The organism is Botrimarina mediterranea, assembly GCF_007753265.1.
Lineage (GTDB): Bacteria > Planctomycetota > Planctomycetia > Pirellulales > Lacipirellulaceae > Botrimarina > Botrimarina mediterranea.
In genome coordinates this window covers 916168-940278 of sequence record NZ_CP036349.1, presented here as the reverse complement: position 1 = coordinate 940278, position 24111 = coordinate 916168, and the positions used below count along the sequence as shown (strand labels likewise).

Here is a 24111-nt window from a genome sequence, read left to right as displayed (position 1 = left end):
TTTTCCTGAACGGGAACCGTTCTGTAGGAGGCGTCTCCGACGCCGATTACGCGCACCATGCCGCATCGATCCCAACCCGCCGGAAGACTCTCCAAACTCCGCGAAGGTAGAGTTTCCCAAGCCTGGGAATGCTACATGGTCACCAAGGTCTTCAAGGACCGGCAGCGGCTAGGGTCGGATTCCGCCAATGCGAAGATCCTCCTTGGCAGCCTAAATCATCTCCGGGCAACTGATCGGATTAAGCTCTTCGCGTTTTGCCTGATGCCCGACCACCTTCATGTGGCTTTCTGCTTACTGCCGGGCGAGGAGTTGTCGGAGGTGGTTCGAAGCTTCTCAAAGTTCACCGCCCTTCAAATCAATCGACACCGTTCGAAATCGGGAAGTGTTTGGCAGGAAGGCTTCCACGACCGGCATTGTCGCGACCGCGATGAACTCGTATCGCTTTGCGAGTATATTGAGCACAATCCGGTCCGCGCTGGGCTTGCTGACGTGGCGTCTGACTGGGAATTCTCCTCGGCGTCGCTTCTCGGCAACGGCATGCTCGATCGAGAATGGTGGCCGTAATCGGCGTCGGAGACGCCTCCTACAGATGTTGATAACGTACCTCAGATAAAAATCCTCCCTGGCGATCCTTGGCGCTCCTGGCGTCCTGGCGGTTCCAACTATGAAAAACGTCGTCGCGGTGATTCTTGGTGGTGGGCGTGGCACTCGGCTGTTGCCGCTCACGGGGTATCGGTCCAAGCCCGCTGTCCCGCTGGCGGGCAAGTACCGGCTCATCGACATCCCGATTTCGAACTGCATCAACTCGGGCATCAACCACTCGTACGTGCTCACGCAGTTCCTCTCGGTGAGCCTGCACCAGCACATCCGCGGCACGTACCGCTTCGACGCCTTCACCGGCGGCTTCGTCGAGATCCTCGCTGCGCAGCAGACGATCGACGACAACGCCAACATGGACTGGTACCAGGGCACCGCCGACGCGGTCCGCAAGAACCTGCTCTACATCCTCGAGGCGGGCTTCGATTACGTCCTCATCCTGTCGGGCGACCAGCTCTACCGGATGGACTTCCAGCGGATGCTCGACGATCACCAGCGTTCCAACGCCGACGTCACGATCGCCGCCAAGCCCGTCACCCGCAAAGAAGCTACAGGCCTCGGCCTGATGCAGGCCGACGACACGGGCCGCGTCACCGGCTTCGTCGAGAAGCCCAAGACCAAGGAAGAGCAAGACCGCGCGGCCGTCGACCCCGCTTGGATCGACGCCCGTGGCATCAAGAGCGAGGGCCGCGATTGCCTCGCCTCGATGGGCATCTACCTCTTCAACCGTCAGGCGCTGCTCGACGCGCTCGGCGACGAGTCGCAATCCGACTTCGGCAAAGAGATCTTCCCCTCCGTCATCCACAAGCAGCACGTCCAGCTCCACCTGTTCGACGGCTACTGGGAAGACATCGGCACCATCCGCTCGTTCTACGAGGCCAACCTCCAACTGGCGAAGCCCAACCCGCCGTTCGCGCTGTCGTCGTCCAGCGCGCCGATCTACACCCGCGCGCGGTTCTTACCGCCGACCCGCGTCGATGGCGCCGACATCTCCAGCAGCTTGATCGCCGACGGCTGCTTCATCGAGCCCGGCGCGAAGATCGAGAACAGCGTCATCGGGCTGCGTTGCCGGATCGGCCGCGACGTGACGATCCGCAACACCGTGATGATGGGCGCCGACTACTACGAATCGACCTCCCGGATGGCGGAGAACGACGCCGAGGGATTGCCGCGGATCGGCGTCGGCCCCGGCGCGATCATCGACGGGGCGATTATCGACAAGAACTGCCGGATCGGCGCCGGCGCCCGGATCGTCAATGACGACGTCCGCGAAGACTACGACAGCAGCGAGGGCTGCGTCGTCCGCGACGGCGTGATCGTGGTGCCGAAAAACGCGGTGCTCCCAGCCGGCTGGCGGCTTTCGTAGGGCAAACGACCACTACGACCGGAGCAAGCCGTCGCGCCAAGGCGCTGATTGCAAAGCTCAGAGAGCTGAGACGAGAACACTAATCGTCACTGATCAACACTAACAGAGGGCTTCCCGAAAAGTCCTCCCTGTTAGCGTAAATTCGCGTTGATTAGTGTTCCCTTTCTTCTGCCTCACCAAGTAGCGCTCCCCATCGTGGACGGGGCTACCGCTTGCGGTAGAATATGGGATTAACGCGTCCCTCGCTGCGTAGTGGGGGTGTCCCCCGCATTGACGCTGCTATCCCTATCGCGAACCTATGCCGACCCTCTCTTCTCGCCTCTGCCTCGCCGCCCTCGCAGCGTTGCTCGCCACGTGCGGCACGGTGATCGCCCAGAACACACAGACACCCGCCCGCGAATCGGTGACGATCGAGCCCTACACGGGCCCGCCGATCTACCTGCCCGAAGACGAAGCCCCGCCGCCGCCGATCGAGGTCGAGTCAACGGTCGTCAAGGAGAACTTCCCCGGCACCGAGACGGTGCGTTTCGAGCGCCGTGTCGTCAAGTACTCGGACAATTCGATCGTCAGCGACGGCCCGCACAAGGAGTTTTTCTCCAACGGCGAGCTGTACGTCGAGGGCGAGTTCAATAAGGGCAAGGCCGTCGGCAAGTGGGTCTACCACCACCCCAACGGCACGGTCGCCAAGGAAGTCACCTACAAGGACGGTCGCCCCGACGGCGAGGTGAAGCTCTTCAACGAAGAGGGCAAGCTCGTCGCCCGCCGCGAATACGTCGAGGGCCAGCGCAACGGCGTCTGGGAGACCTACTCCGAAGACGGCGAGCAAAAGCTCCGCGAAGAGACCTACAAGGACGGCAAGGCCGACGGCGCCTTCCGCACCTGGTACACCAACGGCCAGCTCCGCCAAGAGACGCAGTTCGTCGATGGCAAGCTCGAGGGCCTCGCCACCGAGTGGACCCGCGTCGGCGACAAACGGGCCGAAGTGAACTTCAAGAACGGCGTGAAGGACGGCCCTTCAAAGCTCTGGCAAACCGATGGCAAGGTCATCGAGCAGAACTTCGCCGAAGGCAAACCCGTCGCGAAGTAAGCCCTAACAGGGTTACATCTGTAGGAGGCGTCTCCGACGCCGATTAAGGTGTCCATTCCGAAACGGCGTGGTGCGCGTAATCGGCGTCGGAGACGCCTCCTACAAGGCCATTCGGCCTTCGAAACGAACAGCGCCCAACAAGACCGGCCGTCGTGTCCTTCGTGCCCGTCGTGATGAATTTCCTTCGCCTGCCCGGCTGCTCGGCCTGAAACTTGAGCCCCGGGGTGAGTTGGCGAAGCCCCCCCGCGCGTCTAGGGTTAGCACAGGCTGACCCGCCGGCTTGGCCCCCGCCTGGTCGCCATCGGCCGGCCAAGATTCGCTCACCCCGCTAGCACGTTCGCGTCACGGAATGCCCGACCCCCAACCGACACCACCCGCCAACTCGAAGCCGCCCGGCAAGTCGTCGGGCGACCGCCCCAAGCGCGGCGACAATCGTCCGGGTGGACGGCCCGGTAATCGCGTCTTCCCGCAATCGGCATGGCTCTTCGCCTTGCTCGCGCTGGGGCTGGGGTTTTTCGCCCTCCAGTCGATGACGCAGGTCGCCGAGATCGACTACCGGTTCTTCTGGGAGCAGGTCGGGTCCGACAACGTCTCCAAGGCCGTCATCCAGGGCCAGACCCTCTTCGGCGAGTTCAAAGACCCGCCCCTGCCGCCGGTGATCCCAGGCGCGGAGCCGAGTGAGAAGGCCGCCGAGCCGCTCCCCAAGCAGTTCGTCGTCACGATCGGCCGCACCGGCCTCGACGAAGGGCTCCGCCAGAAGCTCATCGACAACGGCGTCTACTTCCGCGTCGAGCAAGAGTTCAACGTCGACTGGATCATCACGATGGTCTGGCTCGGGCTGCTCATTGCCATGGGCTACTGGCTGTGGACCTTCGCCCGCCGCACCCGTGACCAGATGACCGGCGGCGGCATGCTCGGCGGCGTCACCCGCAGCCCCGCGCGGTTGTACGAAGCGGACGAGAACACCCGCAAGACATTCGAGGACGTCGCCGGCCTCAAGGGCGTCAAGAAAGACCTCCAAGAGATCGTCGAGTTCCTCAAGGAGCCCGAGAAGTTCCAGAAGCTCGGCGCCCGCATCCCCAAGGGCGTGCTGCTCAACGGCCCCCCCGGCACCGGCAAAACGCTCCTCGCCAAGGCCATCGCCGGCGAGGCCGAGGTCCCGTTCTTCTCGATCAACGGCTCGGAGTTCATCCAGATGTTCGTCGGCGTCGGCGCCAGCCGTGTCCGCGACATGTTCAAGAACGCGAAGAAGGCGGCGCCCGCCATCCTCTTCATCGACGAGATCGACGCAGTCGGTCGCCAACGCGGCGCCGGCCTCGGCGGCGGCCACGACGAGCGCGAGCAGACGCTCAACCAGATCCTCAGCGAGATGGACGGCTTCACGCCCAGCGAGACCGTCATCGTTATCGCCGCCACCAACCGGCCCGATGTGCTCGACCCGGCCCTGCTGCGCCCGGGCCGCTTCGACCGCCACATCACCGTCGATCGCCCCACCATCCAGGGACGCGAAGAGCTCCTCGAGGTCCACACCCGTGGCGTGCCGCTGTCGGAAGACGTCGACTTCAAGAAGCTCGCCCGCGCGACGGTCGGCATGACGGGCGCCGACATCATGAACCTCGTCAACGAGTCCGCCCTCTGGGCCACGCGGCAGGACCGGGCGTTCGTCACGTCCGAGGACTTCGAATACGCCCGTGACAAGATCCTCATGGGCGACGCCCGCGAAGACGTGCTCACCGAGAAAGAGAAGCAGGTCACCGCGTTCCACGAGGCGGGCCACGCCGTCCTCGGCTGGCTCATCCCCAGCGGCAACCGCGTCCACAAGGTGACGATCATCCCCCGCGGCCGCGCCCTGGGCGTCACGCAGTACGTCCCCGCCGAGGACCGCCACAACATGTCCGAGAGCGAAATGCGCGCCCACATGGCGATGGCGCTCGCCGGCCGCGCGGCCGAGGACCTGGTGTTCAGCGAGTTCAGCGCCGGCGCCGAGAACGACCTCAAGCAGGCCACCGGCCTAGCGCGCAAGATGGTCGCCCACTGGGGCATGAGCGAACGCATCGGCCCCGTCGCCTTCCACACCGACCACACCGACCCGTTCCTCGGCCGCGAAATCACCCAAGAGATGCGGCCCTACAGCGACCACACCGCCCGCGTCATCGACGAAGAGATCACCCGCATCCTCACCGAGTCGTCCGACCTCGCCCGGCAAACCCTCACCGATAACCGCGACAAGCTCGAAGCGCTAGCGATGGCGCTGCTCGAGCGCGAAGAGATCGACGACAAAGAACTAGAAGACCTGATCGGCCCCCCCATCGACCCCGCCGACAGCCCCCTGGGCCCGCCAGCGCCGACGTACATCACGCCGGACAAGGTCCCCGCGACGACGCGCGAGCAAGGGGAGTAAGCCTCTTTCTCCTAGAGCGTGCTTCACTTGGCCGTAGTGTTTCTAGCCTCGCTCTGATCCACGGAGCAACGTGGGGAAGTCTCGCGCAGAGACGCAGAGTTGGATGCCTCCAAGACTCACGCAAAGGCGCTAAGCCGCAAAGAACGCGTTGCTGCGCGATCGTTAGCGGCTACGCTCATTTCTCAACGACTTTGTCTTTGCGCCTTGGCGGCTTGGCGTGAGTCTTCGCTGCCTACCCTCCGCGTCTCTGCGCGAGACGCTACGGCAAAACAAAGTACGCTAAAACTACTCGGCTGCCGGCCCGGCCGCTCGCTCCTCGACGAATCGTTTCAGCGCCTCGACGCCTCGCTCGTTGGGTTCTCGACTATCTAGCGTGTTCAAGAAGTCGGCGTGATCGGCTTCCGTTAGGTCGCATTCGATCTCAACCAGCTTGCCGTCGCGCACTTCGTGTAACTGCGCCGTATCGGATAAGGGAAATCTCTCACCATCGACTTCCAGGAAATAGCTGCCGTTCTCTTCCGACAACGACTGCAACACGGTTTCCTTGTCGCTTCGGATCACCTGACAGAGATGAATGATTGGCCGTGTTTCCGTCCCGGGATGCGTAAGTATCATCGAGTACTGGATGAACTGATCCGGTGGGGCGGTCGCCGTAACATACTGTGTCGTGTATCTCGAATTGAAAGGCGTCGCTGAAAGCTGGCTTCGCAACGTGCTCGATCCAATCGCAAACGCAACGATCCCCGTCGCGACAATCAGGTGCTCCAAGCGAAACTGTCGGGCGTGCCACTTCCTCGGGTCATCGTTGCAGTAGCCTTTGACGTCGGGTCGTTTGAGCACCCTCAGCGCCCAAAGCATCACGATCGACCAGACGACCATCACGAGAACGACTGGGATCAACGAGGTCGTCGATGTACCGTTCACCCGAATGCTGTTTTGAGGCAGCAACGGGATCGCCATGGCGACCGCAATCCCCAGCAACGACCCTATCAGGCTGAGGGTGATCAACATACCGGCGCAACCCGGCGCGGATTTTCTTCGCTGCAGCAGCCGCCACCCGAGGGCCGCAAACAGGATCGATGCGAGGTCGAGACGGATGCGATCATTGAACGCCAAGTCATAAGCGGCCCCGATGATCGCGCCTAAGCCTATCGTGAGGAGCAGATACCCAACGATTCGCCCGGCGAGTGGAAGCCTCGCTGGCGGCTCGGGGGCGAAATCATCTCTGGCATCCGGTAACGCGTCTTGCATGCTCCGCCGGTCGGTTCGGTCCGCGATGGAGGCGCCTAGCGCTATGACGAGGCCGTTGGAAGGAATTAGGAACTACTCCGCGACGGATCGCTACCGGCGTCGACGTCCAGCGCATCGGCAGCGGACGCCACCTCGGTGCGGACTAGTGGAAAAGGCCCAATCGCCCTTCTGTTGAAGCCGGTCTGAACCGCCACCCCTGGACACCCGTCCAGATCGGCAAAAAGGGCCCTTGCTGAGCGTCTTACACCCTTCCTCGACCAAAGTGTCGACCCCGTGTCTCGACGCACGAGAGGGCCCTTCCAGGGCCTTAGGAGAGGTCTCTCGAAAACACCGTTCTCCAGGTCTCCTCGGCAGCGGGAGACGGGCCGTGATGGGGACGGCGCGGGGGCGGGGCTTTGCCATCACGTGAGCCCTCAACCTCGTGCTCCGTACGCCAGTGACGATTTCACAACACGGACCGATCCTACGCGGTTATAGTCATTCCACGGCTCCAACCATGTCTCATCATTTGGGGAGAAGCATCATGCGATCAGCCCGTTTGGCAGTCTTCTGCGTCGCCCTCCTTTCATCGCCGGCCTTTGGTCAACTGAGCACCTTCTTCCCTCGGAACGGGTTGGTCGGCTTGAACGCGCCCGACAGCCATCTGGCGATGGTTGTCGCGGACAGCGACGAGGGGCTCCTTGTCTCACCCTTGTCAGAGTTCGACCTGGGCGTCTCGATCATGACGCCCGTCTATGGCGACTCTTACGGACCCCCTCTCCTCCGGTCCTTGACCGAAGCTCCCCACCAACTCGACAACGGCGACTACGCCGTGGCGGTTGGCCTCGTCCGGTTCGACCCGGCCATTCCGACGTTCTTTGTCTTGGAGAGCTTTCTGCAACTCCGCTTGGCTGGGTCCTCCGCCACGGCGTTGACGGGCGTGGCCGGCACCCCCAACAACATTGGCGATCCCTACACCTTCTTGGATGACACGATCGTCTCGCTCGGCGGTCTCGCCAGCGTGGCGACGGCCGAAGGCCTCTGGTCCAGCCCGACGGACTACATCGAGTTTTCGCCGTCCGACGCCCTTGTGTTTTCACTCTCTTCTTCGCCGGCCGGCCCGCAGGACTGGATTGGCTCGGTGTTCCCCGAACCCGGAACCGCTTCATTGGTGGCCCTGGCAGTCCTCGGACCCGCCCTAGGCCTCCGCCGGCGTTAGTAGAACTTGTTAGGAGTCAGGCGACGCGGAGGTGACTTTCCTCATCGCGTCAGCCCTCATCACGTCAGCAAATCGCCTCGCCAACCATCGAGTTCACGTTGAACCGGAAGGAGACGGCGTAGCGTTCTCGACGCGATCCAGGGGCCAGCTTTGCCACTCGCGCCAACCGTCTTGAGTCTCGCCGCCACCACGCGGCTAACAATCACCACCTCGCACGGCAATTGGCCGTGCAGTTTGCGACAGGAGAGTCGAGGCAAATGGCGAGCACCTTGCGTATCCACTGCGCGCTAATCATGAGCGTAGCAATGATGACTCCCTCGACATCGTTGGCGAGCTCAACCGCGACCACCTCTTGGTCTGCTATCGGCGCCGCGGACTGGCTCGACGCCGCGAACTGGACGAACGGCGTCCCGGGCGTCACCGATTCGGCCGAGATTTCCAACGACGGCATCGCGGTCATCTCATCCAACGTCAACGGGCCCGACGAACTGCTGCTTGGCGGCGACGCCGGCGCCGGCGCCGTTGAGTTGGCCGGCGGGACCTGGACCCCTCGACTGATCCGCTTCTCCGACATCCCGCTAGCCGATATCAACGGGCCCTACCTCGGCCGACTCGCTATCGAATCCGGAGCCGTCTTCAAGCCGGGCGGCATCTTCGGTGCGAACGGACTCATCGAGCAAAGCGGTGGATTGTTCCAGATGAGCCAACTGACGGTCGCCGGCATGCAGAAGCAAACCGGCGGCAAGCTGGAAGTCGGTTTCGAGTTCACGACCTACCCCGGATCGCGCTTCGAGATATCGGGCAACAGCATCGTCGTCCTGCCTGAGAATGTGTCGATCGGCGGCGACGTCTTGCAGACGGGGGGCCAGCTCGGAGCGTCTTTCCGGAGCAGTCTGTCTACCGGCGTGTACCGCGTTGAGGGCGGCGTCTCACGCCTAGGTATCGCGACGATCGGCGATGGCGCCCGCCTCGAAGTCGCCGGCGGCGAAGTCGTTCTCGACAAACCGTTCGTCACGCCGGCGTCCTACGGCGCTATCGGCACGGTGGAGGTGTCGGGCGGCGAGCTCGCCTTGGTCAACAGCATCGAGGTCGATAGCGGGCCGATCCATTTTACAGCGGGGAGCTGGACCCTCGATGTCCGAGGCGGCATCGCCAGCCTGCAAGATTCGGTCTTCGACGACGTCTCGGGAGCCGTGCTCGAGAAAGCGCCCGGCACCCTCACAATCTTGCCAACTGGCGTCTCCGAAGACGACTTTGCCGCCGCGTTCGGAACAGGGCTGACCCACACCGCCGGGTCTCCCCTCTTCCTAAGGGTGCAAGACCAGGTCTTCGGCTTGGGAGTCATCACCGACCCGCTACGGGTGCGGGGTCAGCTCCTGGCCCGCGACACGTCGAATGACTCGGGGGCCAATCCCGCCATTGAAGTCCGCAACGGCATCCAGGTGTTCTCCGGAGCCGCAAGGTTGGGCGCGGGATCGATCACGGTCGCAGACCTTGAGAGCGGTTTGTTCTCAGGCGACCTGCGGGCGCGAAACCTAACCGTCGGGACACCCGGATCGCCGGGCCGGTTCGAACAGACCGGCGGCTCCTTTACCGAAGAGGAGAACACCAGCCAATCGCTGACGATCCGCCTCGGCGCCGCGAACGGGCGTGGCGAGTACCGTCTCAGCGGCGGCTCGCTGACGGCTGGAGACCTCGAGATCGGACGCTTCGGCGAAGGATTGTTCCGCCAATCCGGTGGCCACGCCAACGTCTACTACGACAACGCTATCTGGGGTCAAGGCGAGTACCAACTATCGGGCGGCGTCCTTGAGTCGGGAGAGTTAGCTGTGCTCGGCCGGTTCGTACAGAGCGGCGGCATGCACCTCAATCGGCAAGCCGCCGATGTCGGCGAGCCGAATACGAACGGCGTCTACGAGTTGTTCCGCGGCGATCACGTCGTCGAGGGGGACCTCGCCATCGCCCGATTCAACAACAGCAAGGGGACTTACACCGTCGGCGATGAAGGCAACCTTCAAGCCGAGCGAATCCTCCTCAATGGACCGGGGCAGGGAACCCTGCGTTTGGAAGGAGGTGAGGTCGACGTCGAGGTCCTCGAACTCGGCCGCTACGGCAATGGTTCCTCACGATTGGAGATCGCCTCCGCCGACGCCGCGCTACGGGTCTCGAAGGAGTTGCATCTTGGTCCGGCCGGTTGGCTGCTCGCCGCCGACGATTCGATGATCGAACTGAAGGACGCCGACCTGAGGATCTCGGCGAACAACCCCGCCGCGTACCGGGCGCTCAACCAGACGCGGCTGCTGTTCACCGGGGACGACGCCCTCTTCGAATCACTCGAGGTCGCCGGCGCCGACATCGGTCCTGACCCCCTCGGCTATGTCGATAACTTCTCGCTCCAGGAGCTACGCCTCGAACAGAACGGCGCCGGCGGGTTGCGGCTCGAAGAAGTCATCGACAACACGCCCGGAACTGAAGCGCTCTACGTGCAAGAGCTCTTTCTTGGGCCCGGCGCTGTGCTCGATCTCAATGGCGTGACACTCTACTACGGCATCGCCAGTATCGACGCCAGCGCCACCGTGCTCTTCAACGGCGGGTCGTTCCGTCAGCTTTCGGTACCCGAACCGTCCGCGTCCGCCCTCGTGACGGTCGTCGCCATCGCGTTGCGTACCGGCCAAGGGCGCCGACGCCCGCGCGTCTGAATGGGACCCGTTGTCCCGATTCCAACGGGGCGGCGGGCGCCCACCGCGGCTTCGGGCCGTCCGATGGACCCCATGTCTAACGGGCCGAATTGGCCCCGGGCACGGGGGTTTTCGTCGCGGTCGGCCCTGTTCCGCGGGGTAGAATTGCCTGGCTTTCCCCGCCTCGGAGACTCCTTTGGGCTCCCTGTTTGCGGACTAGGCCCTCTTTCCTGCACAATAGCGACAAACCTCCCAAACTGCCCCGTCGCCCACCCCTCCGGGCTCCGGGCGTGTCCGCCCGCGACCAGCCCGTCCGAATGAACGGCGTCAACTACCTCCCCGAGCACTTCCTGAACCGCGAGCTCAGCTGGCTGGAGTTCAACGGGCGCGTGCTTGAAGAGGCCGCCGACGAGTCGACCCCGCTGCTGGAACGCGCCAAGTTCCTCTCGATCTGCTCGTCGAACCTCGACGAGTTCTTCATGGTCCGCGTCGCCGGTTTGCGCGAGCAGGCCTTCGGCGCGATGGCGCCACAGGACCCGCCCGTGGACGGGCTCTCGGCGATCTCCCAACTCGAGCGCATCGCCATCAAGACGCGCGAGCTGGTGGCCCGCCAGTACGACTGCTGGAACCACTCGGTGCGCCCCGGGCTCGCCGAAGCCGGCATCCGCATCCTCAACGAAGGCGACCTCTCCAGCGACCAACGCAAGACCGTCGACGGCTACTTCCGCCAGCGGGTGCTGCCGGTGCTGACGCCGATGGCGATCGACCCCAGCCACCCGACGCCGCGCTTCCACAACCGCGGCCTGTACCTCGCCGTCAAGCTGCGGCGTCTCAAAGGCATCGGACCCGCGCGGCTTTACGCCGTGGTCCAACTGCCGCAGATGACGCCGCGGTTCGTGCCGACCGAGCCCGGTCAGAAGAGCGACTTTCTGTTGCTCGAAGACGTCGTCGCGCGGCGCCTGCCCGAAGTCTTCGGCGGCTACGAGGTCCTCTCGAGCGGCGCGTTCCGCGTCACCCGCGACATGGACTACGACCTCCTCGATGAGGAAGGCGACGACATGCTCCGCGCGATCGAGTCGCGTCTGCGTCAACGCCAGCGTTCCGAGGCGGTGCGCGTCGAGGCCTCGCGCGACCTCGACGACGAGCTCCTGGGCATGATCGTCACGCAAGAAGAGCTGCGCGTGGCGCCCGAGGGGACCGACCCGCCCGGCTACAGCGAGGTCTACCGCATCGACGGGCCGCTCGACCTGACGGCCCTCTTCGCGTTGCCGGACCTCGTCGGCCGCGACGACTTACAAGACCCGCGGTTCACGCCGCGCGTGCCGCCGAATCTCGCCGAAGAAAAAGACATCTTCCGCGAGATCAGCCGCGGCGACGTGCTGCTGCACCACCCGTTCGACTCGTTCCGCCCCGTCGTGCGGTTCGTCTCGCAAGCCGCGCGCGACCCGAACGTCTTGGCGATCAAGCAAACGCTCTACCGCACCAGCGGCGACAGCCCGATCATCAGCTCGCTGATCGAGGCCGCCGAGGCCGGCAAGCACGTCACAGCGCTCGTCGAGCTCAAGGCTCGCTTCGACGAGCAAGCGAACATCTCCTGGGCGCGCAGCCTCGAACGCGCCGGCGTCCACGTCGTCTTCGGGTTCATGGACCTCAAGACGCACTGCAAGCTTGCCCTGGTGGTTCGCCAAGAGGGGGACCGCGTCCGCCGCTACGCCCACCTCGGCACCGGCAACTACAACCCCAGCACCGCCCGGCTCTACACCGACGTCGGCCTCTTCACCGCCGACGAGACCCTCACGAATGAAGTCTCGGCGCTGTTCAACTTCCTCACCGGCTACGCCCAGCACAGCAACTGGCAGAAGCTCGTCGTCGCCCCGCAAGACCTCCACGACCGCACCATTGAGCTGATCAGCGAACAGGCGGACCGCGCGCGGCGCGGCAAGAAGTCGTGGGTCTTCGCCAAGCTTAATTCGCTGGTCGATCGCCGCGTTATCGAAGCGCTTTACGACGCCTCGAATGCCGGCGTGCCGATCGACTTGGTGATCCGCGGCGTCTGCTGCCTCAAGCCGGGGCTGCCGGGCGTCTCGGAGAACATCCGCGTCCGCAGCGTCGTCGATCGCTTCCTCGAGCACAGCCGCATCATGGTGTTCGGCAAGGGGACGCGGCAGCAGGTGTTCCTCTCCAGCGCCGACTGGATGCCCCGAAACTTCGAGCGCCGCGTCGAAGTGATGTTCCCCGTCGAAGCGGCGCCGCTCAAGCAACGCATCGTCCAAGAGATCGCGCCGATCTACCTCCACGACAACACTCGCGCTAGGCTGCTCGAACCGACGGGCAACTACACCCGCGCGAGGCCCACGTCCGGCGAGACGCTGCACCGGAGCCAGTCCGACCTGTGCAAGATCGCCGAGGGCCAGACCCTGGCGCCGTACTACTACGAAGAGCCCGAGCTCGACGACGACGACCTCTACGACTCGCCGGCGCCGATTGTGGAAGCGGCCCCTGTCGCCGCCAAAACGGTTGAAGCCAGCAACGGCGACGACCAGGCAAAGGCCAGCGGTAAGGACAGCGACAAATCGACCGACAAGGCGAAGTCTCGCGCCAAGAAGAGCCACACCTAGCAGCAACGTTTCCGAGCAAAGTTTCGGCGAGCCCCGCGACGTCAGTCCGGGGAGTGCGTCGGTACACGCTTCACTCCCCGGACTGACGCCGCGGGGCTCGCAGGAAGCGTCGAACTGGTGGTGATCGTTAGCGTCGCGCGACGAGACCCACTGCGGGGACGCGCGGCGTGTTGTCGTGCACGAGCACGCCGTGCTCGCCGACGTAGTAGTTCGCCGCGCCTTCGACGACGAGGTTGTACGCCGTCGCGTTCTCGTACTCGTTGACCGACGAGACCACGACCGGGCCGTCGATCGTGCTGAGGATATCGCCTTCGCTCAGTTCCTTCGCCATCGTCCAGCCGCTGCCGATCACCCAGAACGGGTGGCCCACCGTGGCGTGGATCGACTCGCCGCCGGCGACGACCTCGACCATCGGGCTCGGCTCACGGACCGTCGTCTCGGTGACGACACGGTAGACGATGCCGCCACGATGCGGGTCCCGCGCCATCACGAGGTCACCGGCCTTAAGCGTCTCGATCGCTTGCTTCCCGTCCCGCGTCCACACCGGCGTGCCGGCGACGAAGCATTCGCAGCGTTGGCCGGGTGGCGGTGGTGGAATACGTTCGTAGGTGGGCGTCGCCGTCACCCGCTGGTGTGTGTAGGTCACATCGTAGGTGCGTTCTGTCCCGCGATCGTAGGTATCGTACCCGGAGAATCGACGCCACGCTTCCCACCACTCGCGTGGTGTTTCCCCCATCGACCGGCCCGCCACCTGCGTCAGAGCCTCCTCTATGCGGCTATTAAACTCCTCTGCGATCGCGTTGTGCGCTGCTACCGCCGCGTTCGTTATTTCAGCCTCCGTCTGGTACTCGATGGCTTGCTTGACGCCTTCAAATCGGGCTTGGATCGCTGCCAGATACAACGCCTCACTTGTCGTGTAGGAACGGAATCCTTGCGGCGCCGCCGAGTTGATGCCGACGCCAACGGACGCCGTGCGGTTGCGGTCATGAATCTCGTCATGCTCCGCGTTCTCGCGCTTGAGCCGGTGCTGGTAGATAACGTTGCCTTGAACGTCTCGGGTGATGCGATGGTCGCTATCAACCGGCGCGATGAGATGCGAGAGCAGCATTGGCATCACATCGAACTTCGGCCGACTCTCGAGCGTTTTGATCGCCGCAGCGCGATGCGAATCGCCGCCGAAAATTGCAATACGACTCAGGGAGGCCGTCACCTCGATCTCGGGCAACGCGATGGATCGTTTCAGAAAAGCCTGAACCAAGAGTTCGAGACGCTCGGCCAGCTCAGGATCGCTCGTTTGCGATAGCATGGCGATCCGATTCTCGATCGGCTCGATGGCGCCGACGTCCAGTTCCTCCCTTATCCGTCCGAGTTCTTCTTCGTCTAGGTGACGCTTCGACTCGAAGCGCCGGAAGCGCTTTTCCCAATCCTTAGCTGACCTGACAAGTTCTTCCTTGCGTGCGTCCGCTTTCGCGATCACTTCGGCGTCGAGTAACTGTCCGTCTCGACGCACAAGGCCCAACTCTTCCAGCGCCACAGCGTTATCTGGATCGCTGTTAAGGATTGCAACCAAGTGCGGCCGAGCCTCAGGCGTCAGCCCTACTTTGTCGCACCACTTCGCCATCCGGGCGTGGGCGGCAGGCGTGTTGTCGATCGCTTGAAGGCGGTCCAGGTAGGCCTCACGGTCGGCGTCGTCGGCCGCCAGCCGCTGCGCGTACCAGGCCGAGACCCAGCGGTCGCCGTCTCTCACCTCGCCGCGCTCGCCGCGCGAAGGGGCGTGCTGGGGGTCAACCTCGATCGCCGCGTCGAGGGCCTGTTGGCGGCCCTCCAGGTCGCCGGCGAGCGTCGCCTCGACCGCTTGGGCGTACCAATCGTCGGCGGTGCGACTCTGGGCGCTCGGGGCGCCTTGGGCATTGTTGAAAACGAGGGCAGCCAGAGCCGGCGCCGCGATCAGAACTCGCACACAATCACGCATGGCAGTCTCCATAAGCCGCGAAGTAAGGGCGTGTCTGGCACCTGTTTCGCACGCCGCCGCGGCGATTATTCCGCAAAATGCTTGCGGTTTTGCGCGCCGCGATTCTCACCAAGCAAAACGACGGCGAGCCGGCGACGTGAGTCGTCGGTGGGAAGCGGGTACCAGGACCCTACCGACGACTCACGTCGCCGGCTCGCCACGCACGCTTAATCGCGGCCGAGACGTTGCACCTCGGCGCCGCCAAGCAACTCGTGGGCTTCGCGTAGCCAGCCCGCGATCCGGTCGGCGAACGGGGAGTCCTTGTAGGCCTTCTCCAATCGCTCAGTCGGCATTGTGTCGAGGTGCGCCGCGTTGAGGCCCGAGAACCAGTGGCCGCCGTTCCCCAGCAGGTTGTAGCGCATCTTGCCGTACTCGGTGAGGTCGTACGCCAGCGCCAGGTTCCGCAGCCAGAGCACGATGTGGGTGTTGATATAGCCGGCGTTATCGCCCTCCTCCCAAGTGGGGAGCCCGTCGCGGAAGTGATCGGCCACGTCTTCACCCACCGCCTCGACCATCGCCCGCCGCAACCGCGCGAGGATCGGCGCGAGACGCTCGTCCGCTTTGTCGAGCAGCGGTAGCGACGACACCTGCAAGTCGAAGTCGCTCGGCTGCGAGGCGCCGAGGCTCAGGGTGTGCACCTCCGGCCGCCGCAGACAGAACAAACTGTTGAAGACAATCGGGTGCAACGGTTGGCACAACTCGACGAGCTTGTCCGACGGCTTGTAGAGCAGCCCGCCCTTGTCGTTCGGCGAGATAATAAACACGCCGACCTCGTTCTTCGTCGCCGCCTCGACCGCGGGCCAGTTCCACTGGTTGATGTAGTACCAGTGTAGGTTCACGTAGTCGAAACCGCCCGCGCCCTGGTAGTTCACCGCATCGACGATCAAGTCGGTGAGCCCGTGCGTCGAGAAGCCGACGCTCCCGACACGTCCCTCACGCTGCAGCTTCCGCGCCTCTTCCAAACACCCACCGGGCTTCACGGCGTGCCAGAAGACCTCGTACGTGTTGATGCCGTGCAGGCCGAGCAGATCGACGTAGTCTGTCTTCAGCCGGTCAAGCGAGTCGAGCACCTGGCGGCGGAACTCCTTCGGGTTGGCGTGCGGCGCGATCTTGGTTTGGACGATCAAACCGTCGGGTCCGCCCTTCGCCTCGACCGGCCGCGTCGCGCGAATCTCCGGCAGCACCAACCCCAGCTGCCGCTCGCTGGTGCCGTAGCCGCGGGCCGTCTCGATGTGCGTGATCCCCAGCTCGATCGCGCGGTGGATCGTCGCCCGCAGGTTCTGCTGATTGGCGTCCTCGACCACGTCGAGCGTCGCGTCGTCCCAAGTCTGCTGATAGCGCATCCCGCCACAACTAAAGACGGGCATCGACAGCTCGGTTCGACCGAATCGGCGGTACTGCATGGCGGGGGCATCAAGAGGGGCGTTGGAAGGGAACGCCCATCGTCGCCGCTACGCATCGACTCGCCAAGCGGGGCAGCGCCTTCCCGAGGCAAAGCCTCGTTGTTGTTCCCCTCCCTTTCAGGGAGGGGTTAGGGGAGGGTCTGGACTGTCCGTAACCATGGTCCGGTTGTGTACCGATTTCCGCGGCTGATCGGTACTCAATCGTTGCTCCGCTCGAAGCGTTTCACCCTCCCCTAGCCCCTCCCTGCAAGGGAGGGAATTTGCGCGCGACTTTGTCGCTAGAGATTCGTCGCTACAAAGCAGAACAGGGCGGCGTGCCTCAGCACGCCGCCCTGATCGTTGGTTCAACTTCGAGCGAATCGCCTACTTCGCCAGCGCCTCTTCGAGCGCTGCTCGGGCGTCTGCAACCAAGTCTTCCCCGTGTGGCTCGTCGAGCACCGACTTCGTCGGTTCGGGCTTCTCGGCAGCGGCCTTCGCCGTCGGGCTCATCGATGCGAGTTTCTGCTTGACGAGATCGGCGACCGATAACGACTCGGCATCGGGCTCGGCGATCGTCTCGACCTGCGCCGCGTCACGTTTGGCCTTGGCGGCGTCGGCGATTTTCTCAGCGAGCTCGGCCTGGACGGCTTCGAGATCGACCGCCAACTTCTCGGCGGCTTCGGGCCCCGCCGTTTCCTCGGCTGTGGATGTTGCCTCGGTTTCGTCCAGCGACAACGCCGGCGAATCCACCTCGAGACCCTCTTCGAGTGACTTTGGCGCCGTGACGCCAACTTCCTCGGCGTCATCGGCTGCCTGTTCTAACCCGGGCTCTTCGGATTCGAGGGAGTCCGCCTCCAACCCGTCCGTCTCAGGCATCTCGGTGTCGACGTCTTCGGCTTCGACCGACTCGGTCTCCGCAGCGTTGATCGTAGCGGCGTCGATCTCAACGGCGCCGTGGATCATCTCGTCGGCGTCGGCCACCAGGTCGAGCAGCGAATCGGCGATCTCTTCGGCGGCCTCTTCTTCCTCGATTGCCTCTGTTGCGAGAGAAGTTACCGAAGCGGCGACCGTCTTCTCGATGACGGGCTCTTCGCTGGCGGGCACTTCGATAGCGGGCTCGGTCTCTTCGACTTCCGCCGCTTCTTCAACAGCAAGCGTTTCTTCAACGACAGCCGGCTCTTCGACAGACGCGACGGCCTCCTCCATTACCGGCGTTGGCTCGGATGCGACTTCAACCGCGGGCGTCTCTAGTTGTTCGGTGAACTCGTCCGTGTACTCTTCGATCTGCTCGGCATGAGCCGGCGCCGTCGTTTCCGATTCAATCGTATCGAACAGCTCGAAGCCGACCTCGTTGACGGGGCGATCGCCGAAGCTGATGCCCAGCGCGCGGGCGGCTTGCACCGCGGCGCCATTCACATCGACGCGACGCAGCACGTTGACCGCCTCCATGATCGGCACGCTGGTCATTTCCGGCGGCTGGTAGCAGAGCATCTCCCCGAATTTCTTCTGGTGAACTAGACGCACCGCGTGCGCGCCGTACTGCGTGGCGAGCACCCGGTCAAAGGTCGTCGGCTGGCCGCCGCGTTGCAGGTGGCCGAGCACGCTCAACCGCACTTCGCGTTGCAGGCGGTGCTCGATCTCGTCGCAGACGGTGCGGCCGATGCCGCCGAGTTTCATCTGCGCGCCGCTGCGTTGCTCGCCAACAAGGTCGCCACCCGGCAGGTGCGCGCCTTCGGCGACGACGACCAGTGTGAACTTCTTGCCCTGGCTTTCGCGTTGCAGGATCTTGTGGCAGACGTGGTCCCAGTTCCACTCGATCTCGGGCAGCAAGATCACGTCGCCGCCACCGGCGATGCCGGCGTGCAGCGCGATCCACCCTGCGTGGCGGCCCATGACCTCGAGCACCATGATCCGCTCGTGGCTGGCGGCGGTCGTGTGCAGCCGGTCGAGCGCGTCGGTCGCGCACTCGACAGCGCTATCGAAGCCGAACGTGAATGCGGTCGCCGACAAGTCGTTGTCGATCGTCTTCGGGACGCCGACGACGGGGATGCCTTGCTCGTGGAACTGCTGGGCGACCGCAAGCGAGCCGTCGCCGCCGACGCACACGAGGCCCGTGATGCCGAGCTGCTCGATGGTGTTCTTGACGCCCTCGATCAAGTAGGGCTCGATCTCCTGACGGTCCTGCACGCCGACGGTCGCGGCGAAGCGGCCCTTGTTCGTGGAGCCGAGGATAGTGCCCCCCTGGCTCAGGATGCCGCGGGTGCTGCTGGGGGTGAGGTGGACGTACTGCACCGGGTCGTAGAGGCCCTCGTAACCCTTTAGGAAGCCGACGCAGTCGTACCCCAACTGGTGGGACGCCTTCACGGCGCCGCGGATTACCGCATTGAGACCGGGGCAGTCGCCGCCCGAGGTGAGGATGCCAATTCGTTGCTTGCTCATGGAGACGATTCGTGCAGGAAGTTTGGGCTCGCGGAGGGCCGCAGCGCGCAGGAGATGAGACTGGGCAACGCTAGGTCACCCGTCGCGGCGCCAACGGACGTTGAAGAAATCCGCAATGGTCGAAGGGGATTCGCCCCCAAACGCGTACGGCTTGGGCCGATCATGCGGATTATTCCGCCACGCTCACCAAAGGCGAGCCGTCAGCGCCCGGAGAGAAGCGGCGCCCGTACACCATCGGCTATAGCGTTCTTCGTTTTGCCGTAGCGTCTCGCGCAGAGTCGCGGAGACGCAGAGGGTAGGCAGAGAAGACTCACGCGAAGCCGCCAAGGCGCAAAGACAAAGTCCGTAAGGAATGATCGCATCCGCGACGGTCGCGCAAGAGTGCGTCCTTTGCGGCTTAGCGCCTTGGCGTGAGTCTTGAAGACATCCAACTCTGCGTCTCCGCGTCTCTGCGCGAGGCTAGAAGCGACAAGGCTGAGTGAAGCGCGTCTAGTAGGGGCTAGCCTGCGCGTCTCATTCCTCATTCATTCGCCGAGACGGGCGGCAAATCCCGTCCGGTCCACTCGGCAATGCCGAGTCGGAAGAGCAACGCCATCGCCCGGCGCACCTCACGGCCGTTGATCTTCGAGGCCCCGGCACGGCGTTCGGTGAAGGTGATCGGCAGTTCCACGAACTTTGCGCCGCGACGCTTCAGCCGCCAGAGGATCTCTTCGAGATAGGCGTAACCCGTGCCGCGCATCGAGTCGAAGTCCAAACCGCGCAGCACCTCAACGCGATAGGCTCGAAACGCGCCGCTAGAGTCGCGGGTCGGCAGACGCAACAGAAATCGGGCGGCCGCGTTCACCATGCGGCTGGCGACGTGCCGCTTCAGCGGCCAGCCTTCGATGCGCCCGCCGCGGACGTAACGGCTGCCGATGGCGATGGAGGGGCTGTCGGATGTCGGCTGTCGGCTGTCGGCAATCAGCTCGACGAGTTGAGGCAGCTTTTCAGGCGGGTGGCTCCAATCGGCGTCGAGCGTGCAGACAACGTCGTAGCCCTCATCGATCGCGACGCGCATCGCGGCGAACGTCGCTGTGCCGAGGCCGAGCTTTCCCGCCCGGTGCACGACACGCACCCGCGTATCAACTGCAGCGCGGTCCTCCACCCAAGCGCCCGTGCCATCGGGCGAGTTGTCGTCGATGACGAGAATGTCGGCGTCGGGTAACGCGACTTCGATGGCGTCGATTAGCGACGGCAGGTTGTCGCGCTCGTTGTACGTGGCGACGGCTACCAGGGTCTTCGGGGTCGGCATGGGCCCGATGATGGACGCAAAGACACTTCACGTCGAGCGGGCGCCCATCTGGAGCAACATCTCGAGCAGGTAGCCTGCTACGCCATCGGACGCATCGGTCCCGGCGGATCGGGCGCGGGTGGCGACGCCGGCGGGTCCTGCATCGGACGATCGGGAGGATCGCCGGGCTTGGCCGGTCCCGGGTGAGGGGGCCGCGGCGGCACGTAGTCGGGCGCAGGCGGGGAAGGTTTTGGGTCGTCGGGTCCGGCAGGTGGTTCTGATCCGGCGCCGAATCGGCTCGCAGTCATGGCTAGTTCTCCGTCCGCTACGTGTCGCGTTGGCCGCTCCTCAGAGCGTCATCGAGGTGATTGGCGTCTTTAGCAGTTGCACGACTTCTCGAAGTCACTGACCTGCTGCTCCGCCTTTTCGCGGGCGACGCCGTAACGCTCCTGCACCTTGCCGACAAGCTGGTCGCGCTTGCCGTTTATGGTGGCGAGGTCGTCATCGGTGAGCTTGCCCCACTGCTCCTTCACTTGGCCCTTGGTCTGAGTCCACTGGCCTTCGATCGTATCCCAATTCATGGTCGCACCCCTTTGATGTGTTGGCTATTTGTGCACTGCCGAGAGTCGGCGCACGATGATTGCCTCGAAGACGAGCACGAAACGTGCCAACCCGACGAGTCGCTATGAACAGGACGCTCTGCACGAAGGCGGAGCATCGGCAAGGCGCTCAGAATCGGCGCAGGAGACGCGTACTTTGCTTTACGGCCAGTTCGCACGGCGCCGGCAGGGTGGTCGGCGAGCGATCCACCCGAAGCGATCGCAACCAGCGTGCTACTTCGCGATCGACTTGTAGTACTCGATCGATTGCATGAGGCCCGCGGCGAACGGGACCTTCGGTTCGTACTTGAGCAGCGTCCGCGCTAGCGTGATGTCGGCGAGGCTTTCGCGGATGTCCCCCTCGCGCGGTGGGGCGAAGACGGGTTCGACCTTCGTCTTGAGCGCAGCGTTGATCGCCGCGATCAGGTCGAGCAGCGTCGTGTGCCGACCCGTGCCGACATTGATCACCCGGCCCGACGCGGCCGGGGCGTCGGCCGCTAGCAGGTTGGCCTGCACCACGTCATCGACGTAGACGAAGTCGCGGGACTGCATGCCGTCGCCGAAGACGGTCGGCCGTTCGCCCGCGATCATCTTCGTGACGAAGATCGGGATCACTGCCGAGTACTCGCTCGCCGGGTCTTGCCGCGGCCCGAAGACGTTGAAGTACCGCAGCGCGACGGTCTCCAAACCGAACGACGCGGTGAACGCCTGGCAGTACAACTCGCTGGCCAGCTTCGACGCCGCGTAGGGTGACAAAGGCTTGGGCGGATCGCTCTCCCGCTTGGCCGCCGACAGCTGGTCCCCATAAGCGGCCGCCGACGCCGCCATCACGACGCGCCGCGCGCCGGCTTCACGGGCCGCGTTCAGCACATTGACGGTCCCCGTCATACAGGCGGCGTGCGACTCCAGCGGCGTCCGCAGACTCGCCGGCACGCTAGCGATCGCCGCTTCGTGATAGACGACTTCGCAGCCCTCCACCGCCTTACGCACCGCGACGGGGTCGGTGACGCTCCCTTCGACGAAGCGGACCTTCCCCTTCAAGTGTCCGAGGTTCTTCTCAAACCCCGCCGACAAGTCGTCGAGCACGGTGACCGTATCACCCCGCTCGACGAGCGCCGTCGTGATGTGCGAGCCAATGAACCCGGCGCCGCCGGTGACGAGGTAGTTGGCCATCGGAGAGTACGAGGTGGGGGCGATTGCGGACAAATCTTCAAGACCGCGACAGCTTACCACCAAGCCGGTAAGCGGGAAGCGTTGGCGACCGGCGTGTGGCGGGTACCCGCTTACGAGCCAACAGCCCAACCAAGTGACGGGGAGCCGGAATGCGCTAGCGCCAAGAGTGAAGCGGGTACCCGAGGCGACTCCGGGCGCTGACGCGTTCCGGCTCCCAGCGCACTGCGCTATCTCAACGCTGCCTCAACCGTGCCGCAGATTCGCGAACAGCTGCGCGTATTCTTCACGCCGCGCTTCGGGTTTCGGGCCGTCTTCGGTCTCGACGATGAGGATGTCATCTTCGGCGGCGGCGACCACCGACGGCTTAGGCGCCGGCGCCTTGGGCTGTGCGGAGAAGGCCTCGTCGGCCAAGAGGCCATCGACCGCCGCGTCGATCGCCGCCAGCGCCCGCCCGAGGTCGCTCGGCTTGCTTGTCACCACCGGCGCCGCGGGGATCACCCGCTCGAGTTCGGCGAACGGATCGATGACGATCTCTTCCTCGTCGAACTCTTCGTCGAAGGGGTCGCGCGTCGCTTGCGGCGCCTTCGCGGCTTGCTTTGACTCTGAAACCGGCTGCGGCTGGCCTGCGGGCGCCTTCTCGCTCGGGGCCTGCGACGCCGAGGCGACTTCGTTGAAGAGGTCGTCCGCCTCTCGCAAGAGCGCTTCCTCTTCTTCGTCGAAGCGCGTCGAGGCGCCGGGGAACGCGTACGCGACGCACGGCAGATCGTCGTCCTCTTCTTCGAACGACTCATCGCCGTCATCGAACGCCTCAGCGGCCGGCGACGCGGCGGCGACTTCGTGAAGCTTGTCGCCGGCGTTCCAATCGCCCTGCGGAGCGGGCGGCGCCGCGGCGTACTCTTCGTCGTCGAGCACGCCAAACTCGACGGACGAGTCGCTCTCGGCCTGCGGCTGCGACGCGGCGGCGAGCCGCGCCGAGGCGGGCGACTGCCACGGGGCGGCGAGCTGGTGCAGGTCGCTCCACGCCTCGCTGATCGCGGCGGCGTCGATCACGGCGCGGTCCTGCTCGGTCGCCATCACGATCGCCCGGTCGCACACCTGATTGATCAGCCGCGGGAGCCCATCGCTGGCGCGGGTGATCGTTTCGTACACGTCGTGGGCGAGCAGCCGGTCCGGGTCCCCGCCGGCGACGGCGATATGGGCGCGGACGTAGCGGGCCGTCTCGTCGCGGTTCAACGGATCGAGATAGCACCGCGCGGCGATCCGCTGGCTGAACGCGTCGAGCTCCGGCGCGGTGAACGCCTCGTCGAGGGCGTGGGTAGCCGCGAGCATCAGCCGCAGCCGCGGCGCGCCATCGACGGCGACGTTCGCTAGCACCCGTAATTCTTCGAGCAAGCGAACCGGCAGCGTTTGAGCCTCGTCCACCAAGAGGGCGACGCCCTCGCCCGTGGCGGTGGTGTCGCTCAGCAGGTCGGTCAACGCCAGACGCAGCTCGCCCTCTTCGCGGTCCCGGTACGGCGCGCCGAGGCCGTGAAGGATCGCTTGCAGCAGCGCGCGGCGGGTACAGAGCTGCGTGCTCGCCAGCCGCACGACGCACAGGCCTTGCTGCGCGAGGTCGGCCGAGAGGACCTCCAGCAGCATCGTCTTACCGACGCCCGGCGCGCCGAGCAGCAGCGCGGGGCCGTCGCCACGCACTAGGCATTGCAACAGCCGACGGCGGGCGGCCTCGCTCGTCGCGGCGGCGAAGTAGCGGTCGGCGCGCGGGTGGGCCGGGAAGGCGCGTTGCGAGACGGTCAGCGAGAGCGAGGGCGACGGCATCGGGGCGTTACTCCAAGCGGTGAGGCGTCACCGGAAAGCGGCAAGGGGGGCGCGACCGCGAATCGTTGGCGCGGACGACCGTCATTGCCATCGGCGATACGGGCGGTTCTGCTTGACCCCGGGCGCCGTGGCATTGCGTCGCCGGCGCTGCTAGCACGAGAAAAGGTAAGCGTTGCGTGGACCGCGTCGGGCCGACGCGACTCGCTACAGCCGCGCACAGCAAAGT

At 64.7% G+C, this 24111-nt stretch carries 15 protein-coding genes; 7 read left to right on the top strand and 8 right to left on the bottom strand.

The genetic code is table 11. The features are described 5' to 3' along the window. Positions 1-57: 57 nt before the first annotated feature. From Spa11_RS03720 to ftsH, 4 genes are all read left to right on the top strand, one after another. Entirely contained in the window at positions 58-564 is a 507-nt protein-coding gene (locus tag Spa11_RS03720; RefSeq protein WP_145108054.1) for an REP-associated tyrosine transposase, read from the top strand. A gap of 100 nt (positions 565-664) precedes the next feature. Next, positions 665-1963, top strand: a complete 1299-nt coding sequence (locus Spa11_RS03715; protein WP_145108051.1) for a glucose-1-phosphate adenylyltransferase — start codon at positions 665-667, stop codon at positions 1961-1963. A gap of 298 nt (positions 1964-2261) precedes the next feature. Continuing rightward, on the top strand, positions 2262-3050 hold the full coding sequence (locus tag Spa11_RS03710) for a toxin-antitoxin system YwqK family antitoxin (RefSeq protein ID WP_145108048.1): 789 nt from the start codon (positions 2262-2264) through the stop codon (positions 3048-3050). Positions 3051-3399: 349 nt separating this feature from the next. Beyond that, complete coding sequence (gene ftsH / locus Spa11_RS03705; protein WP_197529712.1) at positions 3400-5451, top strand: ATP-dependent zinc metalloprotease FtsH; 2052 nt, start codon at positions 3400-3402, stop codon at positions 5449-5451. A 285-nt stretch (positions 5452-5736) separates the two neighbouring features. Here the strand turns inward: ftsH and Spa11_RS03700 are convergent, their stop codons facing one another. Continuing rightward, positions 5737-6702: a hypothetical protein gene (locus Spa11_RS03700; protein WP_145108043.1), complete on the bottom strand. Its 966-nt coding sequence runs from the start codon at positions 6700-6702 to the stop codon at positions 5737-5739. A 523-nt stretch (positions 6703-7225) separates the two neighbouring features. On the opposite strand from Spa11_RS03700, the gene Spa11_RS03695 reads away from it, so the two are divergent. The 3 genes from Spa11_RS03695 to ppk1 all read left to right on the top strand — a co-directional run bounded on the left by Spa11_RS03695 (position 7226) and on the right by ppk1 (position 13196). After that, positions 7226-7900 (top strand): hypothetical protein, encoded by a 675-nt coding sequence (locus tag Spa11_RS03695; protein WP_145108040.1) that lies wholly within the window; start codon positions 7226-7228, stop codon positions 7898-7900. Positions 7901-8205: 305 nt separating this feature from the next. Beyond that, positions 8206-10599, top strand: a complete 2394-nt coding sequence (locus Spa11_RS03690) for a hypothetical protein (protein ID WP_145108035.1) — start codon at positions 8206-8208, stop codon at positions 10597-10599. A gap of 269 nt (positions 10600-10868) precedes the next feature. Further along, entirely contained in the window at positions 10869-13196 is a 2328-nt protein-coding gene (gene ppk1 / locus Spa11_RS03685) for a polyphosphate kinase 1 (RefSeq protein ID WP_145108032.1), read from the top strand. 127 nt (positions 13197-13323) lie between these two features. Here the strand turns inward: ppk1 and Spa11_RS03680 are convergent, their stop codons facing one another. From Spa11_RS03680 to Spa11_RS03650, 7 genes are all read right to left on the bottom strand, one after another. Further along, positions 13324-15168, bottom strand: a complete 1845-nt coding sequence (locus Spa11_RS03680; protein WP_197529711.1) for a polymorphic toxin-type HINT domain-containing protein — start codon at positions 15166-15168, stop codon at positions 13324-13326. Positions 15169-15374: 206 nt separating this feature from the next. Continuing rightward, a complete protein-coding gene (locus Spa11_RS03675) occupies positions 15375-16610 on the bottom strand; it encodes an aldo/keto reductase (protein WP_145108027.1) in 1236 nt (411 codons plus the stop codon). A gap of 363 nt (positions 16611-16973) precedes the next feature. Then, positions 16974-19028 carry a 6-phosphofructokinase gene (locus Spa11_RS03670; RefSeq protein WP_145108024.1) on the bottom strand — a complete coding sequence of 685 codons (2055 nt, stop codon included), beginning with the start codon at positions 19026-19028 and terminating at the stop codon, positions 16974-16976. A gap of 520 nt (positions 19029-19548) precedes the next feature. Beyond that, on the bottom strand, positions 19549-20319 hold the full coding sequence (locus Spa11_RS03665; protein ID WP_145108020.1) for a polyprenol monophosphomannose synthase: 771 nt from the start codon (positions 20317-20319) through the stop codon (positions 19549-19551). Between the two features lie 356 nt (positions 20320-20675). Further along, on the bottom strand, positions 20676-20879 hold the full coding sequence (locus Spa11_RS03660) for a CsbD family protein (protein ID WP_145108017.1): 204 nt from the start codon (positions 20877-20879) through the stop codon (positions 20676-20678). Positions 20880-21131: 252 nt separating this feature from the next. After that, complete coding sequence (locus Spa11_RS03655; protein ID WP_145108014.1) at positions 21132-22070, bottom strand: SDR family oxidoreductase; 939 nt, start codon at positions 22068-22070, stop codon at positions 21132-21134. Positions 22071-22313: 243 nt separating this feature from the next. Continuing rightward, positions 22314-23885 carry an ExeA family protein gene (locus tag Spa11_RS03650; protein WP_145108011.1) on the bottom strand — a complete coding sequence of 524 codons (1572 nt, stop codon included), beginning with the start codon at positions 23883-23885 and terminating at the stop codon, positions 22314-22316. Positions 23886-24111: the final 226 nt, after the last annotated feature.

Excerpts from the sequence above, each read along its gene's own strand:
- ftsH (WP_197529712.1), top strand. The coding sequence starts at position 3,400 with ATGCCCGACCCCCAACCGACACCACCCGCCAACTCGAAGCCGCCCGGC.
- Spa11_RS03660 (WP_145108017.1), bottom strand. The coding sequence starts at position 20,879 with ATGAATTGGGATACGATCGAAGGCCAGTGGACTCAGACCAAGGGCCAA.
- Spa11_RS03700 (WP_145108043.1), bottom strand. The coding sequence starts at position 6,702 with ATGCAAGACGCGTTACCGGATGCCAGAGATGATTTCGCCCCCGAGCCG.
- Spa11_RS03655 (WP_145108014.1), bottom strand. The coding sequence starts at position 22,070 with ATGGCCAACTACCTCGTCACCGGCGGCGCCGGGTTCATTGGCTCGCAC.
- Spa11_RS03690 (WP_145108035.1), top strand. The coding sequence starts at position 8,206 with ATGATGACTCCCTCGACATCGTTGGCGAGCTCAACCGCGACCACCTCT.
- Spa11_RS03650 (WP_145108011.1), bottom strand. The coding sequence starts at position 23,885 with ATGCCGTCGCCCTCGCTCTCGCTGACCGTCTCGCAACGCGCCTTCCCG.
- Spa11_RS03695 (WP_145108040.1), top strand. The coding sequence starts at position 7,226 with ATGCGATCAGCCCGTTTGGCAGTCTTCTGCGTCGCCCTCCTTTCATCG.
- Spa11_RS03665 (WP_145108020.1), bottom strand. The coding sequence starts at position 20,319 with ATGCCGACCCCGAAGACCCTGGTAGCCGTCGCCACGTACAACGAGCGC.
- Spa11_RS03680 (WP_197529711.1), bottom strand. The coding sequence starts at position 15,168 with ATGCGTGATTGTGTGCGAGTTCTGATCGCGGCGCCGGCTCTGGCTGCC.
- Spa11_RS03670 (WP_145108024.1), bottom strand. The coding sequence starts at position 19,028 with ATGAGCAAGCAACGAATTGGCATCCTCACCTCGGGCGGCGACTGCCCC.
- Spa11_RS03675 (WP_145108027.1), bottom strand. The coding sequence starts at position 16,610 with ATGCAGTACCGCCGATTCGGTCGAACCGAGCTGTCGATGCCCGTCTTT.
- Spa11_RS03720 (WP_145108054.1), top strand. The coding sequence starts at position 58 with ATGCCGCATCGATCCCAACCCGCCGGAAGACTCTCCAAACTCCGCGAA.
- Spa11_RS03710 (WP_145108048.1), top strand. The coding sequence starts at position 2,262 with ATGCCGACCCTCTCTTCTCGCCTCTGCCTCGCCGCCCTCGCAGCGTTG.
- Spa11_RS03715 (WP_145108051.1), top strand. The coding sequence starts at position 665 with ATGAAAAACGTCGTCGCGGTGATTCTTGGTGGTGGGCGTGGCACTCGG.